Source organism: Nocardioides palaemonis (genome assembly GCF_018275325.1).
Taxonomy (GTDB): Bacteria; Actinomycetota; Actinomycetes; order Propionibacteriales; family Nocardioidaceae; genus Nocardioides; species Nocardioides palaemonis.
Genome location: NZ_JAGVQR010000004.1, coordinates 1,128,936 through 1,155,665, shown reverse-complemented (window position 1 = coordinate 1,155,665; position 26,730 = coordinate 1,128,936). Strand labels below are relative to the sequence as shown.

Here is a 26,730-nt window from a genome sequence, read left to right as displayed (position 1 = left end):
CTACTCGACCGGGCGCAGCGGGTGGATCGCCACCTCGCCGTCGAGCGCGCCCCCGGCCGCGGCGAAGGCGGCCGCCACGTGCGGCGTGGTCATGTGGGCGTCGAGCGCCTCCTGGCCGGTCCACCGCTCGACGGTCACGAACGTGCCGGGCGCGGCCGCCGACTCGAACAGGTCGTAGGCCAGGCAGCCCTCCTCGGCGCGGGTCGCGGCGACCAGCTCGGTGAGCGCGGGCCGGACCTGGTCGACGGCCTCGGGCTTGACGGGGATGGTGGCAACGACGTGGAGCTCGCTCATGGGTTCCCTCTCGCAGGTGGACCGCCAGTCTGCACCCTGCTGGCTAGGCTCGTCGCGTGCCCGACCTCTCCCGCGTCCCCACCGCTCCCCTCCTCGCCGCCGGCCTCGTGGGCGGCTTCACGCTCGCCCAGCGCACCGGCGTACGCCCCCTCGGCGGGGCCGCGATGCTCGGCGCCAACGCCCTCGCCGCCCGCCGGTGGTACGCCGTCGGCGGCGCGCCGCTGGTCGCCGGGCTCACCGCGGGCTACTGGACCGCGATGGGGGTCTCGCACCCGCTCGCGAAGAAGGTCGGCACCTGGCCGTCGGTGCTCGGCGTCACCGCCGCGGCCGCCGGCGCGGCCCACGTGCTGGCCGACCGCCGGGCCTGACCCGCCCCAGCCGCTGCTCCCCCGACTCAGTCCTCGGGGAGCGCGGCGAAGGCCGCCTGCATCTCGCGGTACCAGCCGAGCGACTTGCTCGGGTGCCGCCAACGGCCCTTCATCTCCTTGCGCGCCGGCAGGTGGGCGGCGTCGCCGTCCTTCTCGGCCTGCTTGAGGTGCTGGTCCTGCGCGTTGATCACGTCGTCGTGGGTCTCGCCGTGGTGGGCGAGGTCGCAGGGGCCGCCGAGCTGGCGGCAGGTCATCGTCTTCATCGTGTCTCCTCCTGTGGTGCTGCCTGGTGGTGTCACACCCCGGGCCATCTCCCAGGGTGGCTCGGGGCCTGTTGCGTCACGGTCCGTGTCGGAACGGGGCGACGGGCGTCCACGGTGGTGAACCACCCCGTGTCGGAGCGGCGGCTCTCAGCGCGGGTCGGGGCCGTCGCGGCGTACGACGCGGGCGAGCAGGTCGGGCGCGGCGCGGAAGGTGATCGCGCGGACCATGCCGTCCGCGACCTCGAAGTCGAAGACCACCTTCGCCTCGCCGCGCAGGAACCAGGCGGACGCGGGCCGGTCGTCGACCAGCACCGCGAACGCCGACTGGGCGCTGCCGTTGAAGAACGCGGCGACCTGCTCGCGCCCCTCGATGCTCGCGGGCGTCCCGGCCAGCACGGCCGCCTCGTCGGCGCCGACGACCGCGTCGGGGGCGAGCAGCTGCAGGAGCCGCGGCAGGTCGCCGCCGCGCGCCGCGGCCATGAAGGCGTCGACGACCTCCCAGTCGGCCAGCGTGTCCTCGGCCCGCGGCTGGGCGACCTTCGCGCGGGCCCGCGAGGCGAGCTTGCGGGCCGCCGTCGGGGTGGTGCCGAGCAGCGCCGCGATCGTGGGGAACTCGAAGCCGAAGCTGTCGTGCAGCACGAACGCGACCCGCTCACGCGGGGTGAGCCGGTCGATCACCGCCTGCAGCGCGATCCCCACGGTGTCGGCCAGGGCCACGTCGTCCGCGGGGTCCGAGGAGTCCGCCGTCCAGGGCGCGGCGTCGTCCAGCTCGTCGTCCTCCACCGGCACGGGGGTCCGGGCGCGCAGCCGGTCCAGGCACAGCCGGGTGGTCACGGTGGTGAGCCAGGCGGGCAGGTTCTCGATGGCGTCGTCTGCGCGACCGCTCGCCCGGTCCAGCCGGAGCCAGGCCTGCTGCACGACGTCCTCCGCCTCGGCGTGGTCGCCGAGCACCCGGGTCGCGAGCCCGACCAGCCGCGGTCGCTCGGTCTCGAAGGCCTCTGTCTGGTCCATCCGTCCCCCACCTCTCGTCGGCATCCTCCACCCCTACGACGACCGCGCGGCGCCTGGTGTGACCGATCCGCGGAGGATTTTCTGGGACCGCCCCCGCACACTGGGGGGATGGCGCTGCGCGTGAGGGACGCGGGTCGGCTCGCATCGACGGCGACGGCCCTGGTCCTGCTCGCGGGCTGCACCTCGACCCCGGAGGACGACCCGGCGCCGGCGGATCCGAGCAGCTCGCCCTCGGCCTCCACGTCGGCGCCCCCTCCCCCGTCCGAGGAGCCGTCGGAGGAGCCGTCGGAGGAGCCGGCCGAGCCGGAGCCGACCGAGCGACCGCGCCCGATCTCGCTCGCCGCGCTGGCCGAGGCCGACCTGACCGGCGGCGGACTGCGGCTGGGGGCGGTCCGCGAGCGCACCGCGACCTACACCTCCTACGACGTGACGTTCCGCTCGACGACTGCCGGCGCGGGGACCGCCCCGCTGCGGATCAGCGGCGTCCTCAACGTCCCCGCGGGACGTGGGCCGTTCCCGGCGGTCGTCCTCGCGCACGGCTACATCGACCCCGCCTCCTACGTGCGCGGACAGGGCATGACCCGCGAGCGGGGATTCCTCGCCGAGCGCGGCTTCGTCGCGCTGCACGTCGACTACCGCAACCACGCCGAGTCGACCGACGACCCGCGGATCGAGACCGCCGTCCGCCTCGGCTACGCCGCCGACGTGGCGGCCGCGGCGCGGGCGCTCGCCGCGTCCCGCGACGTCCGCGTCGACCCCGACCGGATCGCGCTCTTCGGTCGGTCGATGGGCGGCGGGGTGATGCTCAAGGCACTCGTCGCCGAGCCCGGCCTGTTCGCGGCCGGCGTCGGCTGGGCGTCGGTGTCGAGCCTCGAGGGCCAGAACTTCGACCACTTCCAGCGCCCCGACGCTCCCGTCGCAGCCCTGCGCGCCGGCTTCCGCGGTCGGCACGGGCTCCCCGACGACGACCCGGCCTTCTGGCGCGGCGTCTCGCCCCGACCAGACTTCGACGAGATCACCGAACCGGTGCTGCTGGTCCACGGCCGCTTCGACGACACCTGCCCGCCGCCCTGGGCGCGTGCCACCCAGCAGGCGCTCACCGCGGCCGGGGTCGACTCGACGCTCGAGTGGTACGACGACGGGCACGCCTTCGGGCCGGCGTTCGTCGCCGCGATGGACCGCACGGTCCGCTTCCTCCGCGCCCGCATGCCCGCCTGACGGATCCGTCGGGCGCTCCCGACCGTCCCACCGACATGCGCCACCTCCTCGGGACCGCCCTCGCGTGCTCGTTCCTCGCCCTCACCGCGGGCTGCGGCGACGAGCCGCGCGACGCCGCGCCGCAGCCGGACGGGTCGCCGACGTCGACGTCGAGGACGCCCGAGCCCACCGCGAGCCCGACGAAGCCGCCGAGCGAGGGGCTCGAGAAGCTGCGCGTGGTCGGGTTGGTCGTCGAGGTCGGGGACTGCGTGGTCGTGCGCGACGACAACGGCACCACCTGGACGATGACCGGCGACCGGGCGGGCGACCTGACCCTCGACGAGCGCGTCCAGGTGACGGGCACGCCCCAGCTGGCGGCCACCGGGTGCGGCGGTCCGCCCGTCGAGGTCAGCCGGTTCACCTACCTGCCCCTGCCGGAGTAGGGACGGAACGCGACGGGGCCGGGAGCCCACGGCTCCCGGCCCCGCCGGTGGTGCATCAGGGGTGCGTCAGGTCACTGCACCCGGATCCGCATGCTGGTGCCGCTCTGCGAGAGCACCCGGATCTTCACCCCGACGCCCGCGACCTTCACGCCGACCCGGGGCAGGCCCGCGTCGACGAACGGCTGGAAGTAGCGGTTGGGGTCGCTGTCGTCGAACAGCGGGTTCGCCGCCCGTCCGCGGACGTAGGAGCGCTGCCCGCCGGCCGTGAGGTAGAACGAGTCGCTCTTCTGCAGCCCGAACGGTGCGTCGTAGGTCTGGATGCGACCTCGCCACGGCGTGCCCTGCAGGTTGTAGTGCGCCTGCGGGTTGGCGTCGACCGGGAGCACCAGGCCCCCACCGGGGTGCTGGCTGGTGTTGTTGTCGACGAACGAGGAGTCCCAGTAGTTGACCAGCAGGCCGTCCTGGTAGGGGAACTTCTCCACGAAGTCCGGCCGGTCCGCGAAGCTGAAGTTGTACGGGCCGGTCTGGAGGTACTTGTCGTAGGAGGTGTAGGTGCGGTTGCTGGCCAGGTAGAACTGGTCGTAGGTGGTGTCGTAGCCCGCCCCGATCGAGCGGAAGCCGTCGAGCGTCCAGCCGTTGGGGGAGGACTCGGCGCCGTCGGCGAACACCGTGGTGCCGCCGTTGGTGACGCGGATGTCGTCGACCAGCAGGCCCGACCAGCCCAGGCTCGGGTCCTGGCCCTGCACCGCGCCATCGGAGACGTAGCGCGCCCGCAGCCCGATCGTCTGGCCGGCGTAGGCGGACAGGTCGAAGGACGCGTCGACGTAGCCGTCGCTGACACCGTCGATCCCGGCCTCGGCCGCAGCGTCGGCGTCGTCGTCGATCGCGGCGGTGTCGAGCGCCGTCCAGGTGCCGCTGCCGGCGGGCGCCTCGACCTCGAGGTAGCCGAAGTCGTAGTCCTCCTCGATGTTCCACGCGGCCTTGAGCGACAGCGTCGTGGTGCCGGCCGGGACCGCGAGGTCGGCGCGCGACATCGACGCCGAGTAGCCGTCACCGGAGCCGGAGAACCACTGCCGGGTGCCCTCGGGCGGGGTCAGCAGGCTCGTGGTGACCTGCTTGTCGGGCAGCACGACGGCGACGCCCTGGGCCTTGGCGGAGTTGTACTCGTGGGGGCCGAGGTCGATGGTGCGGTCCTGGCCGGCGACGACCGTCTCGTAGTCGAGCCAGCCGAGCTGGAGCTTGTCCCACACGCCGAGGTCCGCGGCGCGGGTGCCGATGCCCTGGTCGCCGGCGGCCGAGACACGGCTCTGCGCCATCAGCGTCCACCAGCTGACCGGGTTGTCGCCGGACGCGGCCGTGTCGTAGTGGTCGGGCAGCCCGAGGTCGTGGCCGTACTCGTGGGCGACGACCGAGATGCCGCCGTTCTCCGGCTGCACGGTGTAGTCGGCGACCCAGATGCCGGTGTTGCCGATCTGGGTGCCGCCGTCGGGGTTGGCGACGCCGCCGACCGTCGGGCCCTGGCCGGTGCCCTGGAAGGCCTTCCAGCGGTGGCTCCAGATCGCGTCCTCGCCGTAGATCGGGTCACCGTCGGCCTGGTCGCCGCCGGAGTGGATGATCTGGAAGCGGTCGATGTAGCCGTCGGGCTCGTCGAAGTTTCCGTCGCCGTCGAAGTCGTAGCGGTCGCGGATGTCGTACTGCGACACGATCCGCTTGATCTGGGCGTCGGTCTTGCCGGCCGCCTTCTGGTCCGCCACCCACTGGGTCATGCCGTCGGAGACGAGGTTCCAGGTGTTGCTGCACACGTTGCTGGCGCACGGGTAGCCGTTGCTGCGGCCGTAGCGGGCCTCGTTGTAGGGCACCGTGGTGAAGTCGGTGACCATGCCCTCGACGCTGTAGCGACCCGACGACTGGCGCTCGTAGTAGCTCTTGAGCGAGTCGGCGAGCTCGCCGTCACCGAAGTAGAGGTCCTTGTAGTACTTCTTGGTGTACTTCTTGCGCCACTGGGTGGAGTTGTCGTCCGGACCCGGTTGGGGGATCTCGTTGAAGCCCGGGCCCTCGAACGTCGTGGGGCCGGGGACGGCCGGGTCGGTGTCGCGGTCGGGATAGCTGGGGTGGCGCTGGTTGCCGAAGTCGACGAGGAACACGAAGACCTTGTCGGTGCGCTCGTTGCTGAGCTCGACGTACTGGTCCTGCGTGGCGCCGCCCGCCTTCCGGCGCGCCTGCGTGCCGCGCGCGGCGGCCGGCTCCTTGCCGACCTTGAGCACGGTGTTGCCGGCGACGGTCTGCGGCGAGGCCTCGCCGCTGAGCACGTCGGCCCACGCCTGCTGGCGGAGGGCGGCCTGCTTCTCCGCCTCCGGGTTGGGCAGCACGTGCTCGGTGTTCGCCGCATGCGCCTCCCCGACGCTGCGGTGAGCCGACTGCGGTGCTGCGGCCGAGGGGGCCAGGGACAGTGCCCCGGCTCCGGTGATCAGGGCCAGTGACAGCCCGAGGGTCGTGGATCTCACGAGTCTTCCTTTCCGAGAGACAGCCGGCCGGGCGGGTCCGCCCCCGAGAACCTGGCTGCCGATCGAAACCCTAGGCGTGACCTACGACACTGACCAGACCCCGTGCTCCACGGACTGGACCGGCGTGGCTCACGAACCGGGCTGCGCCTCGAGCCGCTGCGGCGGCGCGGCGGCGTAGGCCGAGGACAGCCGCCGGTAGGGCCTGGAGGCGAGGGCGAGCAGCACCGTGACGAAGGTGATCGCCCCGGCCAGCATGAAGACCAGGGCGATGCCGCGGGCATCGCCGTCACCGACCAGCCAGCGCCAGCTGTCGCGTCCGCGCTCGGACTCCATGTGGGGGATGAGGGCGAACTCCGCGATGGGCCCGATGAGGAACGCCGACACCGGGCTCGCTGCGACCTCGACGCTCTGCGCGAACCCGAAGACCCGTCCTTGGGTGCGGAACGGCACGACCCGCTGGAGGATCGTCTGCTCGGCCGACTCGGCGGCCGGGATGATGGCCATGAAGACGAAGATGCCGACCACGTAGAGCCAGGCCCACTCGCGGACCGTGAACGTCATCCCGAGCACCGCGACCCCCAGGTTGACCAGCAGCAGCGTGCGGACCGGGTTGGCACCCAGCCCGAAGCGGGCGACGAGGCCACCGCCGACCACGAACCCGAGGCCGGTCACGCCGAGGACGAGTCCCCACGCCTCGACGCTGAACAGCTCGAGGCCGTAGGGGTCCATGAGCGCCATGTAGACGCCGCCGACGAGGTTGTTGAAGGTGGAGAACGCGATCAGCGCGACCAGGCCGGGCACCGCGACGATCGCGGCGACCGCGCCCCGGACGTCGAAGCGCGAGCCACCCGCCTCGGGGTCGGGAGCGACCTCCGGGATCACGATCGGCAGCAGGTGGAGGAGCGAGAGCCCGGTGAGGGCGACCGCGACCGCGACGGTCCAGCCCATCCCGAGCAGGCCGACACTCAGGCCACTGAAGACGCTGGTGATCATGAACGCGATGCCCTGCACCGTTCCGACGAGGCCGTTGGCCTTGTCGCGGCCGTCCTCGGGGACGAGCAGGGTCACGGTGGTCGACAGCGCGATGTTGCGCAGGCTCTCGACCACCCCGCCGACGAGGATGACCGCGGTGAACAGCCAGAACCAGGCGTTGCCCCAGTCGGCGAGCCGGTCCTCCCCGAGCAGCAGCCACAGACCACCGGCGGCGGCATAGGCGACGAGGGTGATGGTCGAGGAGGTCACCATCACCTGCTTCTTGCGGTGGTGGTCGACCAGCGTCCCGAAGAAGGTGCCGAAGACGGCGGTGAAGAGCATGTAGCCGCCGCCGATGATCGCGGTGGCCATCACCGAGCGGGTCTCGAGGTAGGCCCAGAAGGTGAGCGCGAACCAGAGGTAGCTCGACGTCACGTTGGCGACCAGCGTGTTGCCGAGCACCTGGCGGAAAGCCCGGGCGGTCTCCGGACCGCGGGTCACCCCCGGCGGGAGGTGGGCCTCGACCTGCGGCGCGGCAGGATCCGCGGGGATCGCGTCGGGCTCGTCGAGGGGCACTCGACGAGCGTAGGCGTCACCACCGACACCGCGCCCGCTAGTTTCCGGTCGGCGACCAGTCCTCCCACACGGCCGCCACGTGGCGCACGTCGGTGCCGCAGCAACCACCGAGGATGCGGACCGACGGCAGGTCGGCGGCCAGCGCCCGCGTACGCGTCGCGAGGTCCCCGAGGTCGCCCTCGTCGAGCTCCTCGGCCTCGTCGAGCTCGGCGTGGCTGAGCCGCGAGGAGTTCACCCGGAGCCCCGCGACGCGACCCTGCCAGGCGCCGCCGTCGAGGCCCGGGGCCACGTGGTCGGGGTGGGCGCAGTTGACCAGCAGGTGTGACGCCGCCGCGTCCGTCGCGCGGTCGAGCGCGTCGACGGCCGCCCCGAGGGTGGTGCCGTCGGGCAGGCGTCCGTCGGTCTCGACGGTGAAGGACACCGCGACCGGGAGGCCGACGTCCTGCGCGGCCCGCACCACGCCGACGGCCTCCGCGACGGTCGTGAGCGTGTACGCCGTCGCGAGGTCGGCGCCGGCGTCGGCGAACGCCCCGACCTGGTGGCGGTGGTAGTCGGCGTAGGCGTCGGCGTCGAGGTCACCGGCGGTGTAGCCGTCACCGCGCGGGCCGACGGTCCCGCCGACGAGCACCCGGTCGACCTCACCACGGGCCTCCTCCGCGAGCGCGCGCAGGAAGGTGACCGCGTCCCGGTTGACGCGTGCGGTCGCGTCCGCGTCGTAGCCCAGCCGCGCGCCCCAGTCGGTGCTGGCGCGCCAGGTCGGGGTCTCCAGCAGCAGGCCGGCCGCGGCGCTCGCGGCAACCGCGCCGTAGCCGCGGAAGTAGTCGCCGAGCAGCCGGCGCCCGTCGCCGTCGTCGAGCAGCGGGAAGGCGGCGAAGTCGGGCAGGTCGACGCCGTGGTGGAACAGCAGGTCGGTCTCGAGCCCGCCGTCGGTCACCCACCCGCGGTCCGTGTCCGGCAGCTTCCAGGGCGTGGTCATGGGCACCTCCGGGGGTCGATCTCCCGGTCTAGCACCGTCACCGTCCCACGTCACCGCGGTCTGGACCGGTGTGCCCGCATCAGGGCACGAGCACCTCGGGGCGTACGCCGTCCGCCGTCGGCTCGCCGGCTCGAGGTCCGCGCGGGTCGGCCGCCACCAGCAGCACCAGCGCCAGCCCGGTCAGCCCGGCACCGGCCCAGATCGGCGAGACGTAGCCCAGGCCGGCCGCGATGGTGACGCCGCCGAGCCAGGCGCCGAGCGCGTTGCCGACGTTGAAGGCGGCGATGTTCGCGCCGCTCGCGAGGGTGGGCGCGCCACCGGCGTGGGTCATGACCCGCATCTGCAGGGCCGGCACCGTCGCGAAGCCGAAGCCGCCCATCAGGACCAGCGCGAGCACGGTCATCGGCTTGCTCGAGGCCGTCAGCGCGAAGGTGGTCATCACGACGACGAGCGCGGACAGCGCGACGAGCAGCGTCCCGCGCACCGAGCGGTTCGCGGCGCGGCCGCCGAGGACGTTGCCGGCGACCAGGCCGACACCGAAGAGCACCAGCAGCCACGGCACGGCCGACGGGGCGAAGCCGGTGACGCCGGTCAGGGTGAAGGCGATGTAGGTGAAGGCGCCGAACATGCCGCCGTAGCCGAGCACCGTGAGCAGGAGCGAGACCCAGACCTGGGGCTCGGTGAACGCCCGGACCTCGCGGCGCAGGTCGGCCCCGGAGTCGCCGCGCTGGGCGGGGACGAGGGCGGCGATCGCGACCAGTGCGAGCACGCCGATGACGGTGATCGCCCAGAACGCGGCGCGCCAGCCCCACTGCTGGCCGACGAGGGTCCCGGCGGGGACGCCGAGGACGTTGGCCAGGGTGAGCCCGCCGAACATCAGCGCGATCGCGCCGGCCTTCTTGTCCGGGGCGACCATGTCGGCGGCGACGACCGAGCCGATGCCGAAGAAGGCGCCGTGGCAGAGCGCGGCGACGACGCGACCGACGAGCATCGCCTCGTAGGTGGGGGCGATCGCGCTGAGCAGGTTGCCCACCACGAACAGCCCCATCAGCCCGAGCAGCACCTGCTTGCGCGGGAGCCGGGTGACGCCGGCGGTGAGCGGGATGGCGCCGAGGGCGACGGCGAGCGCGTAGCCCGAGATCAGCCAGCCCGCGGTCGCCTCGTCGACGGCGAAGTCGGTGGCGACCTCGGGGAGCAGGCCGGCGATGACGAACTCGGTCAGGCCGATGCCGAAACCCCCGACGGCGAGTGCCAGCAGTCCTGGCTTCATGGTGTCCTCCAGTGATGAGCGTGTGCAAAAGAACGCGTGTGCAACTTCTTTGTCGAGGTTAGTTGCACACGCGGCATGTTGCAAACGCTGGTAAAGTGACCCTGACGACATCCCGAGCACGGAGGAACCGGATGGGCATCAGCGACGACGCCGTGGAGGTGCGCGCCCGCGGCTGGCGGCGCCTGGCCGCGCTGCACCAGCTGATCGAGGCGCGGCTCGAGCGCGCCCTGCAGGCCGAGCACGACCTGTCCGTCGTCGAGTTCACGGTGCTCGACGCACTGTCGCGCCAGGACGGGTGGCACCTGCGGATGGCCCAGCTGGCGCGCGCCACCGGCCTGTCGCCGAGCGCCACGACACGCCTGGTCAACCGGCTCGAGGGGCGCGGCCTGATCACCCGCATCCTGTGCGAGGACGACCGCCGCGGGATCTACACCGAGCCGACCGAGGCCGGTCGCGCACTGCTCGCGCTCGCCCGCCCGACGCACGACGCGGTCCTCGACGAGGCCCTGCGCGAGGCGGGCGACACCCCCGAGCTCAGCGACCTCGCCCGCACGGTCGTCGAGCTGGTCTAGCGACCTGCCCGTCCCCGACGGCCCCGACGGCTCCGGGCACGCAGGTCGCGGGCGTCGGCTGCCCACCGCTGCAGGCGCCGCTCGGCACCCCAGAAGACCGCGGCGATGACGATGCCGAACACGAGGATGGTCGCGAGCGTCACCGCGACCGGCCCGTAGCCGAGCTCCTCGACGTTCGCGAAGCCGTAGGGGTAGGCGTGCACCACCGCTCCGCGTGCCAGCATCCACGCGATCCACACCAGCGGCACGACCAGCGCCAGTGGCACCTCGCGGAGCGTGACCCAGCCGCGCGGACCCCACACCACCCAGACCAGCACGGTGAGGGCGGGCGTGACGACGTGCAGCACCGGGTCGGTGAGCAGGGACCAGCCGGTCACGTCGACGGCGGGCGCCAGGAGCACCTGGTAGACGATCGCGGTCACCGTGATCATCAGCAGCCCGGTCAGGCGCAGCACCCGGACCACGCGCGTGGGGCGCAGCGGGCGGGCCAGCAGCAGGGTCACCGAGACCGCGACGACGACGTTGGACCAGATCGTGAAGTAGCTCAGCGTGTCGGCCACGCGCGCCAGCGTCCCGGCCGCGCCCCGCGCCGTGTCCCCGTAGAGCCCGGCCTCCACCGGCACCCGGTCGTAGCCGTCGAGCGCCGAGACGACCAGTGTGACGGCCAGGCCGAACCAGGCGACCCCGGCGTTGACGGCGTACGCCGCGCGGGCGGTGGCGGTGGGCTCGGTCTCGCGCGCGGCGGGCGTGGTGGTCACGGTCGGAGTATGGCGCTCAGGCGGGCGGGAAGGTCTCCGCGACCCGCTGCATGCCTGCGGGCCCCCTCCGAAGTACGGTCGTGGCGTGCCCCCACGCGTCCATGCCATCCACCTCGCCCCGGGACGTCGGCTGCCCACGAAGTCCGTCGAGCGGGTCGAGGCCGAGGCAGGTGCGGGTCTCGTCGGCGACCGCTACCACGGGTCGCGGCACCGCCACGTCACCGTGCAGTCGCTCGACGACCTGCGGGCGGCAGCCGAGGTGCTCGGGCGCGAGGTCGACCCCGGCCTGACCCGCCGCAACGTCACCCTCGACTCCGGTGCGCTGCCGACCCGCCCCGGCGAGCGGCTGACGATCGGCGACGTCGAGCTCGAGGTCGTCCGGATCGCTGCGCCCTGCCGCCTCCTCGACGACTGGCTCGGCGAGGGCGCGATGGCGGCCCTGAAGTCACCGCGCGGCGGCACCGTGTTCCGGCTGCTGACCTCCGGCACGGTCCGCGTCGGCGACCCCGCCGCGTGGGGATAGGTCAGGGGTTCTGCACCAGCCGCAGCAGCGTGCCGTCGGGATCGACGAGGTAGCCGATCCGCATCCCCGAGTGCTCCACGGTCGGCGGGTGCAGCCGCGGCCAGCCGGTGCGCTGGTCGGGCACTCCGGCGCCCACGCACGCGGCGTACAGCCCATCGAGGTCGTCCACCCGCAGGCAGCAGCCTGCGGCGGTCGAGGCCGGGTCGACGCCGGGGTCGGGGAAGAACTCCAGCACCAGCCCGCCGCGCTGGAGGATCATCCAGCCGGGGTCGCGGTAGGTCGTGGTGAACCCGAGACCGCCGTAGAAGGCGGCGGTCGCGTCGAGGTCGCGGGACGGGAGGTTGGGCGTGGCGTGGTCGACCATGCACCGACGCTACGGGCTCACATCCGCGCGCGCAGCACGTCGAACTCGCAGCCGGGCGCGTCCGGGTCGAAGCCGTGCTCGAGCAGCCAGCGGGCAGCGAGCAGGCTGCGGGCCGACCACCAGCCCGTGATCGCGTCGACGTCGACCCCGCCGCCGTAGCCGGCGAGCACGTCGTCGAGGCGGTCCTCGTGGCCGAGGGTGAGCACCGCGAGGTCGTACGTCGCGTCGCCCGGACCGGCCTCCGACCAGTCCAGCACCCCGGTGACCGAGTCGCCCTCGACGAAGACGTGCAGGGTCTGCAGGTCGCCGTGGGTGAAGACCGGGTCGTGGGGCCGCAGCGCCGCGCGGGCGACCTCGAGGTTGCGCTCGACCAGGTCGGCGGGCAGCAGCCCGTCGGCCACGAGCGAGCGGGCCTCGACGGCCAGGTCGTCCCACGAAGGGGTCCTGCGCGGGCTCGGCCAGAGCGGCAGCGGCGCGTCGTGCAGCGCGCGCACCATCGCGCCGGCCGCCGACCAGGCCGCGGCCGGCGACGTGTCGGGGACGCCGAGCCGCCCGAGCGGCACACCCCGCAGCCGTCCGAGCGCCACCACGGGCGGCGTGTGCCACAGCACGGGGGCGGTGGGCACCGGCGCCAGCCGCATCGCCTCGAGCTCGCGCCTGGTCCGGCTCGGCTCGCCGTCGACCTTCAGGAAGACGTCGCCCACGCGGAGGGTCGCCCGCTCGCGGTGCGCGACGACGACCTCGACCTCCTCCACCCGCCCAGTATCACTGCCGACGAGCCCGGACGCGCCGCGGCCCGGGCCCCACGAGGGGACCCGGGCCGCGGGTGGGACGAGGAGGCGTCAGCCCTTCACGTCGTACCGGTCGTTGTCCATGACCTTGGCCCACGCGGCCACGAAGTCGTGGACGAACTTCTCGTGCGACCCGTCCTGGGCGTAGACCTCGGCGACCGCGCGGAGCTCGGAGTTGGAGGCGAACACGAGGTCGGCGCGGGTGCCGGTCCAGGCGTTGCCGCCCGTGCTCGCCTCGAAGCGGTCGTTGGAGCCAGCCGGGCTCCAGACCGTGCCGAGGTCGAGCAGGTTGACGAAGAAGTCGTTCGTCAGCTGGCCCGGGCGCTCGGTGAGCACGCCGTCGGTGGACGCCGCGGTGTTGGCGCCGAGCACCCGCAGGCCGCCGACCAGCACGGTCATCTCCGGCGCGGTCAGGTTGAGCAGGTTGGCCTTGTCGACCAGGAGGTACTCCGCCGGCAGCTTGGAGTCGGCCCGCACGAAGTTGCGGAAGCCGTCGGCCTGCGGCTCGAGCCAGGCGAACGACTCGACGTCGGTCTGCTCCTGCGTCGCGTCGCCGCGACCCGGGGTGAAGGGCACCTCGACGGGGACGCCGGCCGCGGACGCGGCCTTCTCCACGCCGACGTTGCCGGCGAGGACCACGGTGTCGGCGAACGAGATGCCGTTGGCCTCGGCGATGCCCTCCAGCACGCTGATCGCGCCGGCGAGCTGCTGCGGGTCGTTGGCCTCCCAGCTGCGCTGCGGCTCGAGGCGGATCCGGCCGCCGTTGGCGCCACCGCGCTTGTCGGAGTGGCGGTACGACGACGCGGCCGCCCACGCGGTGGAGACCAGCTGGCTGACGGTGAGGCCGGAATCGGCGACCGCCTGCTTGACAGCGGCGACCGTCTCGGCCGACGGGACCTGCGTCGGAGCGGGGATCGGGTCCTGCCAGAGCAGCTCCTCGCTCGGGACCTCGGGGCCGAGGTAGCGGGCGACCGGGCCCATGTCGCGGTGGGTCAGCTTGAACCACGCGCGGGCGAAGGCGTCGGCGAACTCGGCCGGGTTCTCCAGGAAGCGGCGCGAGATCTGCTCGTAGGCCGGGTCCATCCGGAGCGCGAGGTCGGTGGTGAGCATCGTCGGGAGACGCTTCGCGCCGCCCTCGTCGGGCGCGGGGATGATCGCCTCGGCGTCCTTGGCCACCCACTGCGCCGCACCGGCCGGGCTCTTCGACAGCTCCCACTCGTACTGGAAGAGGATCTCGAAGAAGCGGTTGCTCCACTGGGTCGGCACGTCGGTCCAGGTGACCTCGAGGCCCGAGGTGATCGCGTCCTTGCCGACACCGGAGCCGTACTTCGACAGCCAGCCCATGCCGCCGGCCTCGATCGGGGCGGCCTCGGGCTCGGGGCCGACGTACTCCTCGGGGTCGGCCGCGCCGTGGGTCTTGCCGAAGGTGTGGCCGCCGGCGATCAGCGCGACGGTCTCCTCGTCGTTCATCGCCATCCGGGCGAAGGTGTCGCGGATGTCGTGCGCGGCGAGCTTCGGGTCGGGGTTGCCCTCCGGACCCTCGGGGTTGACGTAGATGAGGCCCATCTGGACCGCGGCGAGCGGGTTGTCGAGCTCGCGGTCGCCCTTGTAGCGCTGGGCGCCACCCTGGTCGCCGCCGAGCCACTCGGTCTCCGGACCCCAGTAGACGTCGGCGTCCGGCTCCCACGCGTCGACGCGGCCGCCGGCGAAGCCGAAGGTCTCGAAGCCCATCGACTCGAGCGCGACGTTGCCGGTCAGCACCATCAGGTCGGCCCACGAGATCGCGTTGCCGTACTTCTTCTTGACCGGCCACAGCAGGCGGCGGGCCTTGTCGAGGTTGCCGTTGTCGGGCCAGGAGTTGAGCGGGGCGAAGCGCTGCTGGCCGGTGCCGGCGCCGCCGCGGCCGTCCTGCACGCGGTAGGTCCCCGCGCTGTGCCACGCCATGCGGATCATCAGCGGGCCGTAGTGGCCGAAGTCGGCCGGCCAGAAGTCCTGGCTGTCGGTGAGGACCGCCGCGATGTCGGCCTTGAGGGCCGGGAGGTCGAGGCCGGAGAACGCCTCGGCGTAGTCGAAGTCGCCGCCGAGCGGGCTGATGGCCGGCTGGTTCTTGGCGAGGATCTTGAGGTTGAGCCGCTCGGGCCACCACTCGGAGTTGGCGTCACCCTGGGTCGGGTGGACGTTGCCACTGTGCAGGACGGGGCAGGAGGCGGCGCCGCCCTGCTCGTTCATCTCGCCGACCTCGGCGTTGGCCTCGTTGCTCGCGGAGGTGTCGGTCGCGCGGGCGGAGTCGTTGGGCAGGTCGTCGGACATGCGGGGTCCCTTCAGGAGAGGTGGGCGGTGGACGGTTCGGTGGGACGGATGGCGCAGGTGGGGCACAGGCCCCAGTAGGTGACCTCGGCCTCGTCGATGACGAAGCCGTGGTCGTCGGACGCGTCGAGGCACGGCCGGTGGCCGACGGCGCAGTCGACGTCGGCGACCGTGCCGCACGAGCGGCAGACCACGTGGTGGTGGTTGTCGCCGACGCGCAGCTCGTAGCGGGCGGCGGAGCCGGCCGGCTGGATCCGGCGGACCAGTCCGGCGTCGCTGAGCGCGCCGAGGACGTCGTAGACCGCCTGGTGCGACACGGTCGGCTCCTCGTCGCGTACCGCCGCCAGCACCGAGCCGGTGTCGGCGTGCGGGTGGCGGCGGACGGCACGCAGGACGGCGAGGCGCGGCCGGGTGACCCGCAGGTCGGCGCCGCGGAGCAGCTGCTCGAAGTCAGCCTCGGTGCTCGTGTCGTCCATCGGCTCCACCCTGCCGCGCTTTCTTGAACCAGTCAAGTTTTTCGGGTGGCGGCGGGGCCGGCCCCTCGGGGGTAGTCCAGTGGCGAGATGTCGTCGATGCGCCACCGGGACGACATCTGGCCACTGGAGCACCCCCGGCCGACGACGGTTCGCCACTGGACTACCCCGAGCGACGGCGGAGGCCCGACCGGGGACGGAGCCTCGACCGAGCCCGTACGCCGCTCAGGGCAGGCCGGCGGCGTCCGCCAGCCACGCCCAGGCCCTGGCGACGGAGTCGGCGGAGGGGCGGGTGGTCGGCAGGATGCTCGTCGGGCGCTCGACGCGGTCGTGCCAGAACCGGCCGGTCGGCGGCGCGGGCTCGACGGCGGCGAGCCAGACGCTGGTGTCGGCGCCCTGGGCGTCGTCGCGCAGCACCGGCCGGGTGACCTTCTGGAAGGTGGGCAGTGACTCCTGCACGCCCGGGGTGTCGGCCCATCCCGGGTGCATCACCGCGACCGTGATGTCCTCGTCCGCCCACCGCTCGCCGAGGAGCGGGGCCAGCTCCACCTGCATCCGCTTGGAGCGCGCGTAGGCGGTCGTGGGCGAGTAGTCGCCGGTGAGGTAGCCGGGGTCGTCGGCGCGCAGCGACTGGGCGTACATCCCGCCGCTGCTGACCAGCACCACCCGCCCGCCGCGGAGCGTGCCGCGCAGCGCCTCGGTCATCACGACGGGGCCGAGGACGTGCACGGCCATGCTCAGCTCGTGGCCCTGCGCCGACTCGGTGCGCTCCGGCGGCATCACGCCGGCGTTGTGCACCACGGCGTGCAGCTCGGGGACCTCCGCGGCGAAGGCGTCGGCGAAGCGGCGTACGTCGTCGAGGTCGCCGACGTCGCAGCGCCACAGCCGCAGGTCGGCGTCGGGCTGCGCAGCCCGGATCCGGTCGACCGCCCGCCCGCCCTTGGCCTCGTCGCGCACCACGAGGTGGACGGTCGCGCCGAGGTCGGCCAGACCGGCCGCGGTGGCGATGCCGAGGCCCGAGCTGGCGCCGGTGACCAGGACCTGCCGGCCGGCGAGGACGCCGGGGGCCGGGTCCGCCGGCCAGCCCGGCAGCGCCTTGCGGACCGCGAGGCCGATGGTGGTGTAGCCGAGCACGAGCGAGCGGTCCAGGACCGTGTCGACGGCGCGGGTCAGCAGCGGGCGGGACACGGCGTCAGCTCGCGCCGAGCCGGGCGAGCTCGTCTGCGGTGAGCTCGATCGCGGCGGCCGCAGCCGAGTCGGTGATCGAGGACGGGCGCTTGGCGCCGGGGATCGGGATCACGACCGGCGACTGCGCGAGCTCCCACGCGAGCGCGACCTGCTGGGCGCTGACTCCGCGCTCGGTCGCGACCTCGGCGAACGCGGGGTGCTTCTCGGCCAGCTCCTTGGCGTCGGAGAGCCCGCCCAGCGGGCTCCACGGCAGGAACGCGATGCCGAGCTCGTCGCAGACGTCGATCTCGGGCTTGCTGGAGCGGAACTTCGGGCTGAACTGGTTCTGCACGCTCACCAGCGCGTCGCCGAGCACCGCGTGCGCGGCGCGGATCTGGTCGGGGTCGGCGTTGGACAGCCCGACCGCGGCGACCTTGCCGCTGTCGGCGATCTCCCTGAGCGTGCCGATCACGTCGTCGTAGGAGACCTTCGGGTCGGGGCGGTGGTGCTGCCACAGCGCGATCTGCTCGACGCCGAGGCGCTGGAGGCTGGCGTCGACGGCGCTGCGCAGGTGGTCGGCGGAGCTGTCGGTGTCCCAGCCGCCGCCCTCGGTGCGGACGTGGCCGCCCTTGGTGGCCAGCACGACCCGGTCGCGGACGCCGAGCTCGTCGAGGATCGAGGCGATCAGGCGCTCGTTCTCGCCCTGCGCGTCCCGGCCCTTCTCCTCGCCCGGCCCGTAGGCGTCGGCGGTGTCGAAGAGGGTCACGCCGGCGTCGAGCGCCGCGGTCACGGTGTCGAGCAGCTGCTGGCGCGGCTGCGAGCCGGTCTGGTCGAAGGTCATCAGGCCCAGGCCGATCGCGCCGACCTGGTGGGTGCCGAGGGTGCGTGTCTGCATGCTCCCGAGACTACGAGGGCTCGACCAACCCGTTGCGCTGAGCCCAGAGCGCCGCCTGGGTGCGGTCGGCGACCCCGATCCGCTGGTAGGCCGAGGTGAGGTGGGCCTTCACGGTGCGCTCGGTGACGCCGAGTCGCTGGGCGATCTGCTTGTTGAGCAGGCCCTGCACGACCAGCCGCAGCACCTCGGCCTCGCGCGGCGACAGGCCGGCGGTCGGGTCGGGCGCGGCGTCGGCGCGCGCCGCGAGCAGCCGGCGCGCCGCGCGCGGGTCGATCGGCGACTCCCCGCGCGCGACCGCGCGGATGCCGTCGAGCAGCACCTCGGGCTCGGCGTCCTTGAGCAGGTAGCCCACGGCGCCCGCGTCGATGGCGGCGTGGATGCGGGCCTGGTCGGAGAACGACGTCAGCACCAGCACCTCCGTGCCGAGCGCCTCGGCGAGGATGGTGCGCGTCGCCTCCACCCCGTCGACCTCCGGCATCTGCAGGTCCATCAGCGCCACGTCGGGCCGGTGCTCGCGGACCATCTCGACCGCCTCGGCACCGTTGGTCGCCACGCCCACGACCTCGAGGTCGTCGGTCGAGTCGATCAGGCCGGTGAGCCCCCGTCGTACGACGTGGTGGTCGTCGGCCACCACCACCCGGATCATCGGACCGGCACCTCCATCCGCAACGCGGTCCCGTCCCCCGGGGCCGACTCGACCTCCAGTGTGCCCCGCGACTCCCGGACCAGTCCCTCGAGGTTGCGCAGGCCGAAGTGTCCCTCGGGCTCCTCCACCCCCCGGTCGAAGCCGCGACCGTCGTCGACGACCTCCAGCACGAGGGAGTCGCCCTCGCGGCGCACGGTGACCGAGACCCGGGTCGCCGAGGCGTGGTGCACGACGTTGCGCACGGCCTCCTGCGCGACCCGCCAGGTGAGGGCGACGACGGCCTCGCTCGCCTCCTCGTCGCCGGACACGTCGACGTCGACCGCCGTCCCGGTCGCCGTGAGCGGGGCGACGAGGTCGTGCAGCGCCGCCGCCAGACCACCCGCGTGCAGGTCTGGTGGGTAGATCTCGACCAGCAGCGAGCGCAGCGAGCGCATGCTGGTGCGCAGCGAGCGGCTCACCTCGTCGAGCTCACCGCGCACCTGCGGCTCGAGCGAGCCGGACGAGGACACCGTCGAGAGCGCGAAGGACGAGCCGGCGAGGTCCTGCACGACGCCGTCGTGCAGGTCGCGCGCGATCCGCAGCCGTTCGGCGTCGGACGCGCGCACGGCCGCCTGCAGCAGCTCCTCGCGCACCCGTGCGCCGCGGGCGATGCGCCGCGCCAGGAGCAGCACGAGCGGCGTGGTCAGGGCGAGCAGGACGATCAGCGAGCCGAGCGTGATCGGCAGGAAGCGGGCCAGCACGGCCTCGCGCTGACGGCCGATCTGACCGGCGGTGAAGTAGGCCTCGAAGAGCAGCGGCTCGCCCTCGGGTGACCAGATCTGGGTGTAGACCTCGAGCAGGTCCGGGCCGAGGTCGCGCTCGAAGCGGTTCTCCGGCTTGGACAGGTCGGACAGCTCGGCGTCGGTGTGGCCCTCGCGCAGCGCCTCGAGCTCGTCCTCGTCGAGCGGGTAGACCGAGCCGATCAGCTCCGTACGGTCGCTGTAGACGATGGTGCCGTCGGCCTTCCAGATCTTGATCCGGCGCACGTCGCCGACCAGGAGCCGGTCGAGGACCTTGCGGTCGAGACGGTCGATCGCCGCCGGGTCCTCGCTGACCAGCCCGCGCGGCACCGCCGGCTGGGCCACCGACCGGCCGAGGACCTGGGTGAGGGTCCGGGCGTCGTCGATCGCCTCCTCGTCGGCGGCGTCGCGGCTGAGCCAGCTGGTCGCCACCCCGACGAGCACCAGCACCACGACGCCCGCGGCGAGGAACTGCACCACGGGGTGGGTGAGCCAGCGCATGCGACCTCCTGTGTGGTCAGTAGTGGACCACACCCCGGCAGACCTGTCCGCCGTACGTCGCACGGAACTTCACGGTGTCCGTACCGGCGAGGTCGACCAGCATCCGCTCGACGTCGAAGGACCCGCTCGGACCGGACGTACGCCCGGTTCCCCGGGCCGTGACCGACCCGTTGTGGCGCAGCTTCCACGCCCAGCGCTGACCGGTGCGCCCGCTGTCGACCTCGCCCTCGACCTCGAGGCGGCCGTCGTCGGGCTTCACCTTGAGCTTCCACTCGGTGCTGCCGCCGCGGCACCCGCCGCGGGCCTCGACGCGGTCGCCGCCGCCTCCACCCGAGCCGCTCGACGTGGTGGTGCCACCGCTGGTCGAGCCGGTGCCCGAGGTGGTGCCGTCGTCGGCGCCGTGGCCGCCCGAGCCGCCCGAGTCGTCGCCACCCTCGCCCCCGCCCGGGTCGAGCCGGACGACCGACTCGTCGCCGTGGCTCGCCGCGGCGGGCACGGCGAGCGCCGGCACGAGCACCACGCAGCCCACGACGACGGCCGTCGCGGCGCGGGTGAGACGGGGTCGGGTGAGCACGGTTCCTCCTCTGTCGGGCCCAGCGTCCCGCAGCCGGGCCCGACGGAGAAGGTGTCCGATGGTGCTAGTACCCCGGGGGACCGACGTCCGGGACCTGCCTCCGGCAGCGTCAGGCGGTGAGGCCCTGCACCAGCAGCAGCAGCCCGAAGACGACGAACGCGGCCGTCGCGCCGTAGCGGATCGCCTTCTCCGGGAGCCGGCGGCCGAGGACCGCACCGACGCCGATGGCGAGCGCGTCGGCGGCGACCATCCCGACGGTGGAGCCGATCCAGGTGCCGAACCAGCCCTCGTGCGTGGCCAGCGTGATGGTGGCGAGCATCGTCTTGTCCCCGAGCTCGGCGAGGAAGAACGCGACACTGACCGCGAGGATCGCCGCCCCCTGGCTGCTGCGGGCCTTGTCCGCCTCCTCGTCGGTGAGCTCGTCGCCGCGCAGCGTCCAGGCCGCGAAGCCGAGGAAGGCGAGGCCGGCGACGACGTTGATCGCCGCCTGGTAGTCGCCGAACGCCGAGCCGATCGCGGCGCCGATGCCGACCGACGCGAGGTGGACGATGGCGGTCGCGACGGTGATGCCGATCAGCACGTCGCGGGCGCGGTAGCGGGCGGCGAACGTCATCGCCATGAGCTGGGACTTGTCGCCGAGCTCGGCGACGAAGATGACGGCGGTGCTCAGGAGCAGCGCTTCCATGGGGTTCCTCTCCGGCCCGGCCGGAGGTGTGTCCCAGGACGATCAGGGAGGACGCGCCTTCGACCAGGCACGTCCGTCTACAGGGTCGTGTTGCTGGTCGAAAGTCTCGTCCGCCACCGTGACGGTGGCCGGCTGCACCGGACCCGAGGGGTCAGTGTGTCGACGCAGCTGTTGGGGACTACTCCCTTTCGACACCCACCCTAGGCAGGTGCGTCGCCGGCCCGCCAATCCCCAGGACGAGGGCTGCGTCACACCTGGGTCACCCCTGGATCACCCCTGGATCACCCCTGGATCACACCGCCGTGCGACGGAACCGCTCGAGCAGCTCGAAGGCCGACTCGGCGTGGGTGTCGAGGTCGCGGCCGACCGAGTGCTTGACGAACGCGGTGTAGCCGACGATGTCGGCGACCTCGCGCGCGCTGACGTTGCGGAAGCCCATCGACCAGGTGGCGAACGCGCGGGCCGCGACCGTGCGCCGGTCGACGACCTCGATGGCGGTGTGCCGCTCGTCGCCGCAGATCGCGTCGAACACGGTCATCACGTCGGCCTCGGACCCCTCGAGGGTCTGGATCACGTTGCCGCCGCTGTAGAGCAGCAGACCGGTCACGCCGAGCTGCTCGTTCTTCGGCCGGATCTGCTCGATCAGCTCGACGAGCTCGTCGATCGTCAGCAGCGCGGTGGCGGTGCTGGTGTAGGTCAGGGTGAGGACGGCGCCCTCGACGTGGGGCTCGGTCTCGAGGGTCAGCGCACTCATAGCCGCAACACGGTAGGCACACCGGACCGGCCGGGACCACACCCGTGGGTGGGGTCCCGGGTCCGACCGCCGGGTGATCCCGGTCTCAGACGGTGATCGCGATCTTCCCGCCGGGGCTGCCCTCCTCGGAGAGGCGGTGCGCGTCGGCGATCTGCTCGAGCGGGAAGGTCCGGGCCACGGTCACGCGCAGCCGGCCCTGCTCGACGAGGTCGGCGAGCGCGTCGAGGCCGTCGCGGTCCGGGCGGACGAAGACGTAGCGGCCGCCGAAGCCCGCCACGACGTCGGCGTCGGTGACCGTCGCGATCCGTGAGGGGTCCTTTACCTGGGCCGGGGCATCGGCCAGCGCGTCACCGCCGACGAGGTCGAGGACGGCGTCGACCGGGCCGCCGTGGTCGGCGAGCTGCTCGCTCACGGGGCCTTCCGCGTGGTCGAGGACGACCGAGGCGCCGAGGCTGCGCACCAGGTCGTGGTGGCGCGCGGAGGCGGTGCCGACGACCTCGGCGCCGAGCGCGACGGCGACCTGGACGGCGAGCTGGCCGACGCCGCCGGACGCGGCGTGCACGAGCACCCGGTCGCCCGGTCCGACCTGCAGCGCCTCGGTGAGGGCCTGGTAGGCGGTGAGGCCGGCGAGCGGCACGGACGCGGCCTCCTCGAACGAGAGGCCCTCCGGCTTCAGCGCCACGGTGCGCTCCGGGGCCGGCACCAGCTCAGCGGCGGTGCCGGCGTGCACGTCGTCGCGTCGGACGTAGCCCCAGACCTCGTCCCCCACGCGGAGCCCGGTGCGGACCGCCGGACCCACGGCCTCGACCACGCCGGCGACGTCCCAGCCCGGGATGATCGGGAGGTGGTGCGGGAAGGCTCCCTGGAGGTAGCCCTCGCGCACCTTCCAGTCGACCGGGTTCACGCTCGTGGCGCGCACCCGCACGAGCACGGTGTCGGGGCCGACGGGCGGATCCGGTCGCTCACCGACGGTCAGGACCTCGGGTCCGCCGAAGCGGTCGTAGCTGGCTGCGCGCATGGTGCATCTCCTCGGGGGCGGGGATCGGACGGCTGGTGCAACGCCGCACGCGGTCGCGGATCTTCCGGGGCGGGTCAGACGTCGGCGGGTCAGTCGTCGAGGTCGATGGTGCCGACCCAGCGCTCGCCCGGGTCGCCTCCCCAGGCGTCCCACGCGACGCGGCCGGGCGACGGGAACCCGTCGCCACCACGGCTGAAGCCCTCCGCGTCCTTGTCGACGCCGTGGCGGGAGAAGTACGCCTTCATCTTGCGCACCACGTCGTCGCTGACCTCCGACCCGTCCGCCAGCTGCGAGGCGCGACGCCGGCCGGTGTCGGTGAAGCCCTTGCCGGCCTTGCCGTCCTCGATCCAGCGGACCGCGCGCTGCGCGGCCTCCTGCACGTCCTTCGGGGGCTGGTGTCCCACCGGGTCCTCCTCTGCTCGGGCTCGCGGTCGCGCCGCCACGCTAGGAGGTCACGGCGACGGGCGCCTCACCCGCGCGGACCGGCGCCGAGCCCGCGCAGCAGCGGCAGCACGTCGGCGCCGAAGGAGGAGAGGAATCGCTCCTGGTCGTGCCCGGGGGCGTGGACGACGAGGTGGTCGAAGCCGGCCTCGACGTAGGGCCGCATCGCGTCGAGGACCTGCTCGGGCGTCGTGGCGACGATCCAGCGCGATGCGACCTGCTCGATCGGCAGCCGGTCGGCGGCCGCCGCCATCTCGACGGGGTCGTCGAGCCGGTGCTTCTCCTCGGCGCTCAGCGACAGCGGCGCCCAGAACCGGCAGTTCTCCAGCGCCTCCTCCTCGGTCGACGCGTAGGACAGCTTGATCTCGATCATCCGCGAGAAGTCGCTCCGGCTGCCGTCCGCGGCCGCGCGGCCCTCCTCGACGGCCGGCAGGAGCCGGTCGGTGTAGAGGTCCATCCCCTTGCCGCTGGTGCAGATGAAGCCGTCGCCGACGCGCCCGGCGTACTTCGCCATCTGCGGTCCGCCGGCGGCGACCCAGATCGGCACGCCGCCCTCGGGGCGGTCGTAGATCGTGGCGTCGACGGTGCGGTAGTAGTCGCCGTCGAAGGTGACCCGCTCGCCGTCCCAGAGTGCACGCATCAGCCGCACCGCCTCGCGCATCCGGGCCCAGCGCTCCTTGAAGTCCGGCCACTCCTGCAGCCCGACCGAGATCTCGTTGAGCGCCTCGCCGCTGCCGATCCCGAGCACCACCCGGCCCGGGTTGAGCAGCGCGAGCGTGGCGAACTGCTGGGCCAGCACGGCCGGGTTGTAGCGGAAGGTCGGCGTCAGCACGCTCGTGCCGAGCACCACCCGCTGGGTCCGCTCGCCGATCGCGGTGAGCGCGGCCAGCGCGTTGGGGGCGTGGCCACCCTCGTGCCGCCACGGCTGGAGGTGGTCGCTCACCCACACGCTGTCGAGGCCCACCTCCTCCGCCCGCACGCCGAGCTCGACGAGGTCGCGGGGTCCGAACTGCTCGGCCGAGGCCTTGTAGCCGATCGAGAGCGTCATGGGGAGATCATGTCGTGTCGGCGGCTGCCGGCCCTCGGACTCCCCCGTCCCCGTGGGTAGTCCAGTGGCGAGACGCTCCCGGCCCCGGGTAGTCCAGTGGCAAGACGTCGGACAGCGGGCGTCCCGACGACCGTTCGCCACTGGACTACCTGGGCAGGCGGGCCACCCGCATCGCGACCCGGGCTCAGCCGGCGTACCGGTCGGCGACCGCCTCGAACCGCTCGCGCGACATCGCGACGACGGTGTGCAGGTCGTCCTCGTCGAGGCCCAGGATCCTCATGAGCGGCGCGATGTCACCGTGCGGCGCCGCGTGCGCCCCGCGTGGCTCCGCGACCTCCTCCGGCGAGGTGATCTCGTACGACATCGCGCACGCCAGGCCGACGGCCGCGCTCACGACGGACAGCTCGTCGTGGGCCTCGTGGTGGTCGCGGATGCCGGCGACGATCGTGCGCGGGAGCCCCCAGGCCTGGGCCACGGTGCTCCCGATGTCGGCGTGGGTGCAGCCGAACACCACGCGCTCGGTCTCGAGCTGGTCGACGCCGTCGGTCTCCGACGCCAGCTCCAGCATCTGGAGGATCTGCTTCCCGAAGTGCTGGGCGAGCACGACCATGCCGAAGTCGTGGAGGAGGGCGGCGGTGGCCACCTCGGCCGGGACCGGGGTGCGGGCCCGGGAGCGGATCACCTCCGCGGCGATGGACGCCGCCACCGAGCGCCGCCACAGCGCGCCGGGCTGCAGGCCGTACGCCGGCAGCGCCTGCCCCATCCCTGTGCCGACGCGCGCGGCCAGTGCCAGCGACAGCAGCGTGCTCGGCCCGAGCCGCACGACCGCCGAGCGGACCGACGTCACCTTGATCCGCCCGCCCAGCGCGGCCGAGTTGGCCCGGCGCAGCAGGTCGGCGGTCAGTGCCACGTCGAGGGAGACGGTGTCGGCGATCTCGCGGACGTCGCACTCCGGGTCGGCGACCAGCGTGGCGAGCCGGGCGACGGTCTGGGGCAGCGGCTCGACGGACTCGGCCGCGGCCATCAGGTCAGCACGGTCGACCAGCGGGGACAGGGGCACGTACGTGCGATCGGCCGACGGGGGCCCGACCTGAGGGACCCGGGCGCGTCGGTCGGGGGTCGGACCGCCCGAGGACCTCCGCTCAGCCGGCCGCCATGTCGACGAAGCGCGAGTAGTGGCCCTGGAAGGCGACGGTGAGGTCGCGGGTGGGGCCGTTGCGGTGCTTGACGACCAGCAGGTCGGCCTCGCCGGGGCGGGTCGACTCCTTCTCGTAGACGTCGTCGCGGTGCAGCAGGATCACCATGTCGGCGTCCTGCTCCAGCGACCCCGACTCACGCAGGTCGCTCATCATCGGGCGCTTGTCGCCACGCTGCTCGGGGCCACGGTTGAGCTGGGACAGCGCGATGATCGGGCACTCGAGCTCCTTGGCGAGGAGCTTGATGTTGCGGGAGAACTCCGAGACCTCGAGCTGGCGGGACTCGACCTTCTTGCCCGAGCTCATCAGCTGCATGTAGTCGATGACGATGAGCTTGAGGTCGTGGCGCTGCTTGAGCCGGCGCGCCTTGGCCCGGATCTCCATCATGGTCATGTTGGGGCTGTCGTCGATGAACATCGGCGCCCCGGAGACCTGGCCCATCTTGCGGGCGAGCTTCTCCCAGTCGTCGTCGCGCATGGTGCCGTTGCGGATGTGGTTGAGCGGCACCTTCGCCTCGGCGGAGAGCAGGCGCATCATGATCTCCGAGCGCGTCATCTCGAGGCTGAAGAAGACGCTGGTGAGGTTGTTGTGGATCGACGCCGCGCGGCAGAAGTCGAGGGCGAGGGTCGACTTGCCCATGGCGGGTCGCGCCGCGACGATGATCATCTGGCCTGAGTGCAGGCCGTTGGTGAGGTCGTCGAGGTCGGCGAATCCGGTCGGCACGCCGTAGAGCCCGGCCTCCCGGTTGCCGATCGCCTCGATCTCGTCGAGGACGCCGCTCATGATGTCGCTCAGCGGGGCGTAGTCGACCGCGGCGCGGCGGTCGGTGACCTTGTAGACCTCGGCCTGCGCGGAGTCGACGACGTCGTCGATCTGGCCCTCACCGGCGTAGCCGAGCTGGGCGATGCGGGTGCCGGCCTCGACCAGGCGGCGCAGGATCGCCTTGTCGCGCACGATCTCGGCGTAGTAGCCGGCGTTGGCCGCGATCGGCACGTTGGCCGAGAGGGTGTGGAGGTAGGGGGCGCCGCCGATGCGCTGCAGCTCGCCCTTCTTCTGCAGCTCGGCGGCCACCGTGATCGGGTCGGCCGGCTCGCCGCGGCCGTAGAGGTCGATGATCGCGTCGTGGATCACCTCGTGCGCGGGGCGGTAGTAGTCGACGGCCTTGATCACGTCGACGACGTCGGCGATGGCGTCCTTGGACAGCAGCATCGACCCGAGCACGCTCTGCTCGGCGGCGTTGTCCTGCGGTGGGGTGCGGTCGCCCGGGGAGCGCGGGGACTCGCCCGGCTCGTAGGCCGCGGGGCCGTCGCCCCACGCCTCGTCGGTGTCCCCCTCGAAGGCGATGCTCACCGCTGCTCCCTTCC

General features: G+C 73.2%; 29 protein-coding genes. 5 read left to right on the top strand and 24 right to left on the bottom strand.

Annotation, left to right across the window (positions count from 1 at the left end; all coding sequences use genetic code 11):
* Nucleotides 1–294, bottom strand: a complete 294-nt coding sequence (locus KDN32_RS21315) for a putative quinol monooxygenase (RefSeq protein WP_211734624.1) — start codon at nucleotides 292–294, stop codon at nucleotides 1–3.
* Nucleotides 295–350: 56 nt separating this feature from the next.
* Here KDN32_RS21315 and KDN32_RS21310 point away from each other — a divergent pair, with 56 nt between their 5' ends.
* On the top strand, nucleotides 351–662 hold the full coding sequence (locus KDN32_RS21310) for a hypothetical protein (RefSeq protein WP_211734622.1): 312 nt from the start codon (nucleotides 351–353) through the stop codon (nucleotides 660–662).
* Nucleotides 663–688: 26 nt separating this feature from the next.
* Here the strand turns inward: KDN32_RS21310 and KDN32_RS21305 are convergent, their stop codons facing one another.
* Together KDN32_RS21305 and KDN32_RS21300 are read right to left on the bottom strand one after the other, a co-directional pair.
* Nucleotides 689–925 carry a DUF1059 domain-containing protein gene (locus tag KDN32_RS21305; RefSeq protein WP_211734621.1) on the bottom strand — a complete coding sequence of 79 codons (237 nt, stop codon included), beginning with the start codon at nucleotides 923–925 and terminating at the stop codon, nucleotides 689–691.
* 147 nt (nucleotides 926–1,072) lie between these two features.
* The gene (locus tag KDN32_RS21300) at nucleotides 1,073–1,936 is read right to left on the bottom strand and encodes a sigma-70 family RNA polymerase sigma factor (RefSeq protein ID WP_211734619.1); all 864 of its coding nucleotides are present in this window, start codon (nucleotides 1,934–1,936) and stop codon (nucleotides 1,073–1,075) included.
* Between the two features lie 108 nt (nucleotides 1,937–2,044).
* Here KDN32_RS21300 and KDN32_RS21295 point away from each other — a divergent pair, with 108 nt between their 5' ends.
* Nucleotides 2,045–3,154 carry an alpha/beta hydrolase family protein gene (locus tag KDN32_RS21295; protein WP_211734617.1) on the top strand — a complete coding sequence of 370 codons (1,110 nt, stop codon included), beginning with the start codon at nucleotides 2,045–2,047 and terminating at the stop codon, nucleotides 3,152–3,154.
* A gap of 35 nt (nucleotides 3,155–3,189) precedes the next feature.
* Nucleotides 3,190–3,576, top strand: a complete 387-nt coding sequence (locus KDN32_RS21290) for a DUF5818 domain-containing protein (RefSeq protein WP_211734615.1) — start codon at nucleotides 3,190–3,192, stop codon at nucleotides 3,574–3,576.
* A 71-nt stretch (nucleotides 3,577–3,647) separates the two neighbouring features.
* On the opposite strand, the gene KDN32_RS21285 is transcribed toward KDN32_RS21290, so the two are convergent.
* The 4 genes from KDN32_RS21285 to KDN32_RS21270 all read right to left on the bottom strand — a co-directional run bounded on the left by KDN32_RS21285 (nucleotide 3,648) and on the right by KDN32_RS21270 (nucleotide 9,874).
* Complete coding sequence (locus tag KDN32_RS21285) at nucleotides 3,648–6,080, bottom strand: immune inhibitor A domain-containing protein (protein ID WP_211734613.1); 2,433 nt, start codon at nucleotides 6,078–6,080, stop codon at nucleotides 3,648–3,650.
* Nucleotides 6,081–6,209: 129 nt separating this feature from the next.
* Nucleotides 6,210–7,628: an MFS transporter gene (locus tag KDN32_RS21280; protein ID WP_307854271.1), complete on the bottom strand. Its 1,419-nt coding sequence runs from the start codon at nucleotides 7,626–7,628 to the stop codon at nucleotides 6,210–6,212.
* A 37-nt stretch (nucleotides 7,629–7,665) separates the two neighbouring features.
* The gene (locus KDN32_RS21275) at nucleotides 7,666–8,604 is read right to left on the bottom strand and encodes a homocysteine S-methyltransferase family protein (RefSeq protein ID WP_211734611.1); all 939 of its coding nucleotides are present in this window, start codon (nucleotides 8,602–8,604) and stop codon (nucleotides 7,666–7,668) included.
* Nucleotides 8,605–8,683: 79 nt separating this feature from the next.
* On the bottom strand, nucleotides 8,684–9,874 hold the full coding sequence (locus KDN32_RS21270) for an MFS transporter (RefSeq protein WP_211734609.1): 1,191 nt from the start codon (nucleotides 9,872–9,874) through the stop codon (nucleotides 8,684–8,686).
* A gap of 131 nt (nucleotides 9,875–10,005) precedes the next feature.
* On the opposite strand from KDN32_RS21270, the gene KDN32_RS21265 reads away from it, so the two are divergent.
* Entirely contained in the window at nucleotides 10,006–10,446 is a 441-nt protein-coding gene (locus tag KDN32_RS21265) for a MarR family winged helix-turn-helix transcriptional regulator (protein ID WP_211734607.1), read from the top strand.
* On the opposite strand, the gene KDN32_RS21260 is transcribed toward KDN32_RS21265, so the two are convergent.
* Nucleotides 10,443–11,204: a Pr6Pr family membrane protein gene (locus tag KDN32_RS21260; RefSeq protein ID WP_211734605.1), complete on the bottom strand. Its 762-nt coding sequence runs from the start codon at nucleotides 11,202–11,204 to the stop codon at nucleotides 10,443–10,445. The two genes, KDN32_RS21265 and KDN32_RS21260, sit on opposite strands and share 4 nt — an antisense overlap.
* A gap of 85 nt (nucleotides 11,205–11,289) precedes the next feature.
* On the opposite strand from KDN32_RS21260, the gene KDN32_RS21255 reads away from it, so the two are divergent.
* On the top strand, nucleotides 11,290–11,727 hold the full coding sequence (locus tag KDN32_RS21255; RefSeq protein WP_211734603.1) for an MOSC domain-containing protein: 438 nt from the start codon (nucleotides 11,290–11,292) through the stop codon (nucleotides 11,725–11,727).
* Between the two features lies 1 nt (nucleotide 11,728).
* Here KDN32_RS21255 and KDN32_RS21250 read toward each other — a convergent pair whose 3' ends face one another.
* The 16 genes from KDN32_RS21250 to dnaB form a co-directional block, all read right to left on the bottom strand.
* A complete protein-coding gene (locus KDN32_RS21250) occupies nucleotides 11,729–12,091 on the bottom strand; it encodes a bleomycin resistance protein (protein ID WP_211734601.1) in 363 nt (120 codons plus the stop codon).
* 17 nt (nucleotides 12,092–12,108) lie between these two features.
* Nucleotides 12,109–12,846, bottom strand: a complete 738-nt coding sequence (locus KDN32_RS21245; protein ID WP_211734598.1) for a phosphotransferase family protein — start codon at nucleotides 12,844–12,846, stop codon at nucleotides 12,109–12,111.
* An 87-nt stretch (nucleotides 12,847–12,933) separates the two neighbouring features.
* Nucleotides 12,934–15,192 carry a catalase/peroxidase HPI gene (gene katG, locus KDN32_RS21240; protein ID WP_372446590.1) on the bottom strand — a complete coding sequence of 753 codons (2,259 nt, stop codon included), beginning with the start codon at nucleotides 15,190–15,192 and terminating at the stop codon, nucleotides 12,934–12,936.
* An 11-nt stretch (nucleotides 15,193–15,203) separates the two neighbouring features.
* Nucleotides 15,204–15,665, bottom strand: coding sequence for a Fur family transcriptional regulator (locus tag KDN32_RS21235; RefSeq protein ID WP_211734596.1), 462 nt, complete (start codon nucleotides 15,663–15,665; stop codon nucleotides 15,204–15,206).
* A 222-nt stretch (nucleotides 15,666–15,887) separates the two neighbouring features.
* Complete coding sequence (locus KDN32_RS21230) at nucleotides 15,888–16,850, bottom strand: SDR family NAD(P)-dependent oxidoreductase (RefSeq protein WP_211734594.1); 963 nt, start codon at nucleotides 16,848–16,850, stop codon at nucleotides 15,888–15,890.
* A 4-nt stretch (nucleotides 16,851–16,854) separates the two neighbouring features.
* The gene (locus KDN32_RS21225; protein WP_211734593.1) at nucleotides 16,855–17,724 is read right to left on the bottom strand and encodes an aldo/keto reductase; all 870 of its coding nucleotides are present in this window, start codon (nucleotides 17,722–17,724) and stop codon (nucleotides 16,855–16,857) included.
* A gap of 10 nt (nucleotides 17,725–17,734) precedes the next feature.
* Nucleotides 17,735–18,370, bottom strand: a complete 636-nt coding sequence (locus KDN32_RS21220) for a response regulator (RefSeq protein ID WP_211734591.1) — start codon at nucleotides 18,368–18,370, stop codon at nucleotides 17,735–17,737.
* On the bottom strand, nucleotides 18,367–19,650 hold the full coding sequence (locus tag KDN32_RS21215) for a sensor histidine kinase (RefSeq protein ID WP_211734589.1): 1,284 nt from the start codon (nucleotides 19,648–19,650) through the stop codon (nucleotides 18,367–18,369). Before KDN32_RS21215 ends, KDN32_RS21220 begins: the two co-directional genes overlap by 4 nt.
* 16 nt (nucleotides 19,651–19,666) lie before the next feature.
* Nucleotides 19,667–20,224 carry a hypothetical protein gene (locus KDN32_RS21210; RefSeq protein WP_211734587.1) on the bottom strand — a complete coding sequence of 186 codons (558 nt, stop codon included), beginning with the start codon at nucleotides 20,222–20,224 and terminating at the stop codon, nucleotides 19,667–19,669.
* A gap of 109 nt (nucleotides 20,225–20,333) precedes the next feature.
* A complete protein-coding gene (locus KDN32_RS21205; RefSeq protein ID WP_211734585.1) occupies nucleotides 20,334–20,909 on the bottom strand; it encodes a TMEM165/GDT1 family protein in 576 nt (191 codons plus the stop codon).
* 292 nt (nucleotides 20,910–21,201) lie between these two features.
* A complete protein-coding gene (locus tag KDN32_RS21200) occupies nucleotides 21,202–21,663 on the bottom strand; it encodes a BLUF domain-containing protein (RefSeq protein ID WP_211734583.1) in 462 nt (153 codons plus the stop codon).
* Between the two features lie 85 nt (nucleotides 21,664–21,748).
* Nucleotides 21,749–22,681, bottom strand: a complete 933-nt coding sequence (locus tag KDN32_RS21195; protein WP_211734581.1) for an NADP-dependent oxidoreductase — start codon at nucleotides 22,679–22,681, stop codon at nucleotides 21,749–21,751.
* Between the two features lie 89 nt (nucleotides 22,682–22,770).
* Nucleotides 22,771–23,085, bottom strand: a complete 315-nt coding sequence (locus tag KDN32_RS21190; RefSeq protein ID WP_211734579.1) for a hypothetical protein — start codon at nucleotides 23,083–23,085, stop codon at nucleotides 22,771–22,773.
* Between the two features lie 65 nt (nucleotides 23,086–23,150).
* Nucleotides 23,151–24,170: a glucose-6-phosphate dehydrogenase (coenzyme-F420) gene (gene fgd, locus KDN32_RS21185; RefSeq protein ID WP_211734577.1), complete on the bottom strand. Its 1,020-nt coding sequence runs from the start codon at nucleotides 24,168–24,170 to the stop codon at nucleotides 23,151–23,153.
* Nucleotides 24,171–24,354: 184 nt separating this feature from the next.
* Nucleotides 24,355–25,230, bottom strand: a complete 876-nt coding sequence (locus KDN32_RS21180) for an HDOD domain-containing protein (RefSeq protein ID WP_211734575.1) — start codon at nucleotides 25,228–25,230, stop codon at nucleotides 24,355–24,357.
* An 82-nt stretch (nucleotides 25,231–25,312) separates the two neighbouring features.
* Nucleotides 25,313–26,710, bottom strand: coding sequence for a replicative DNA helicase (gene dnaB / locus KDN32_RS21175; RefSeq protein WP_372446604.1), 1,398 nt, complete (start codon nucleotides 26,708–26,710; stop codon nucleotides 25,313–25,315).
* Nucleotides 26,711–26,730: the final 20 nt, after the last annotated feature.

What these genes read in the sequence shown, in the direction of transcription:
- KDN32_RS21290 (WP_211734615.1), top strand. Translation starts at nt 3,190, where the DNA reads ATGCGCCACCTCCTCGGGACCGCCCTCGCGTGCTCGTTCCTCGCCCTC.
- KDN32_RS21295 (WP_211734617.1), top strand. Translation starts at nt 2,045, where the DNA reads ATGGCGCTGCGCGTGAGGGACGCGGGTCGGCTCGCATCGACGGCGACG.
- KDN32_RS21195 (WP_211734581.1), bottom strand. Translation starts at nt 22,681, where the DNA reads ATGCGCGCAGCCAGCTACGACCGCTTCGGCGGACCCGAGGTCCTGACC.
- KDN32_RS21200 (WP_211734583.1), bottom strand. Translation starts at nt 21,663, where the DNA reads ATGAGTGCGCTGACCCTCGAGACCGAGCCCCACGTCGAGGGCGCCGTC.
- KDN32_RS21225 (WP_211734593.1), bottom strand. Translation starts at nt 17,724, where the DNA reads ATGCAGACACGCACCCTCGGCACCCACCAGGTCGGCGCGATCGGCCTG.
- KDN32_RS21250 (WP_211734601.1), bottom strand. Translation starts at nt 12,091, where the DNA reads ATGGTCGACCACGCCACGCCCAACCTCCCGTCCCGCGACCTCGACGCG.
- KDN32_RS21265 (WP_211734607.1), top strand. Translation starts at nt 10,006, where the DNA reads ATGGGCATCAGCGACGACGCCGTGGAGGTGCGCGCCCGCGGCTGGCGG.
- fgd (WP_211734577.1), bottom strand. Translation starts at nt 24,170, where the DNA reads ATGACGCTCTCGATCGGCTACAAGGCCTCGGCCGAGCAGTTCGGACCC.
- KDN32_RS21235 (WP_211734596.1), bottom strand. Translation starts at nt 15,665, where the DNA reads ATGGACGACACGAGCACCGAGGCTGACTTCGAGCAGCTGCTCCGCGGC.
- katG (WP_372446590.1), bottom strand. Translation starts at nt 15,192, where the DNA reads ATGTCCGACGACCTGCCCAACGACTCCGCCCGCGCGACCGACACCTCC.
- KDN32_RS21275 (WP_211734611.1), bottom strand. Translation starts at nt 8,604, where the DNA reads ATGACCACGCCCTGGAAGCTGCCGGACACGGACCGCGGGTGGGTGACC.
- KDN32_RS21205 (WP_211734585.1), bottom strand. Translation starts at nt 20,909, where the DNA reads ATGGAAGCGCTGCTCCTGAGCACCGCCGTCATCTTCGTCGCCGAGCTC.
- KDN32_RS21300 (WP_211734619.1), bottom strand. Translation starts at nt 1,936, where the DNA reads ATGGACCAGACAGAGGCCTTCGAGACCGAGCGACCGCGGCTGGTCGGG.
- KDN32_RS21220 (WP_211734591.1), bottom strand. Translation starts at nt 18,370, where the DNA reads ATGATCCGGGTGGTGGTGGCCGACGACCACCACGTCGTACGACGGGGG.
- KDN32_RS21215 (WP_211734589.1), bottom strand. Translation starts at nt 19,650, where the DNA reads ATGCGCTGGCTCACCCACCCCGTGGTGCAGTTCCTCGCCGCGGGCGTC.
- KDN32_RS21270 (WP_211734609.1), bottom strand. Translation starts at nt 9,874, where the DNA reads ATGAAGCCAGGACTGCTGGCACTCGCCGTCGGGGGTTTCGGCATCGGC.
- KDN32_RS21315 (WP_211734624.1), bottom strand. Translation starts at nt 294, where the DNA reads ATGAGCGAGCTCCACGTCGTTGCCACCATCCCCGTCAAGCCCGAGGCC.
- KDN32_RS21305 (WP_211734621.1), bottom strand. Translation starts at nt 925, where the DNA reads ATGAAGACGATGACCTGCCGCCAGCTCGGCGGCCCCTGCGACCTCGCC.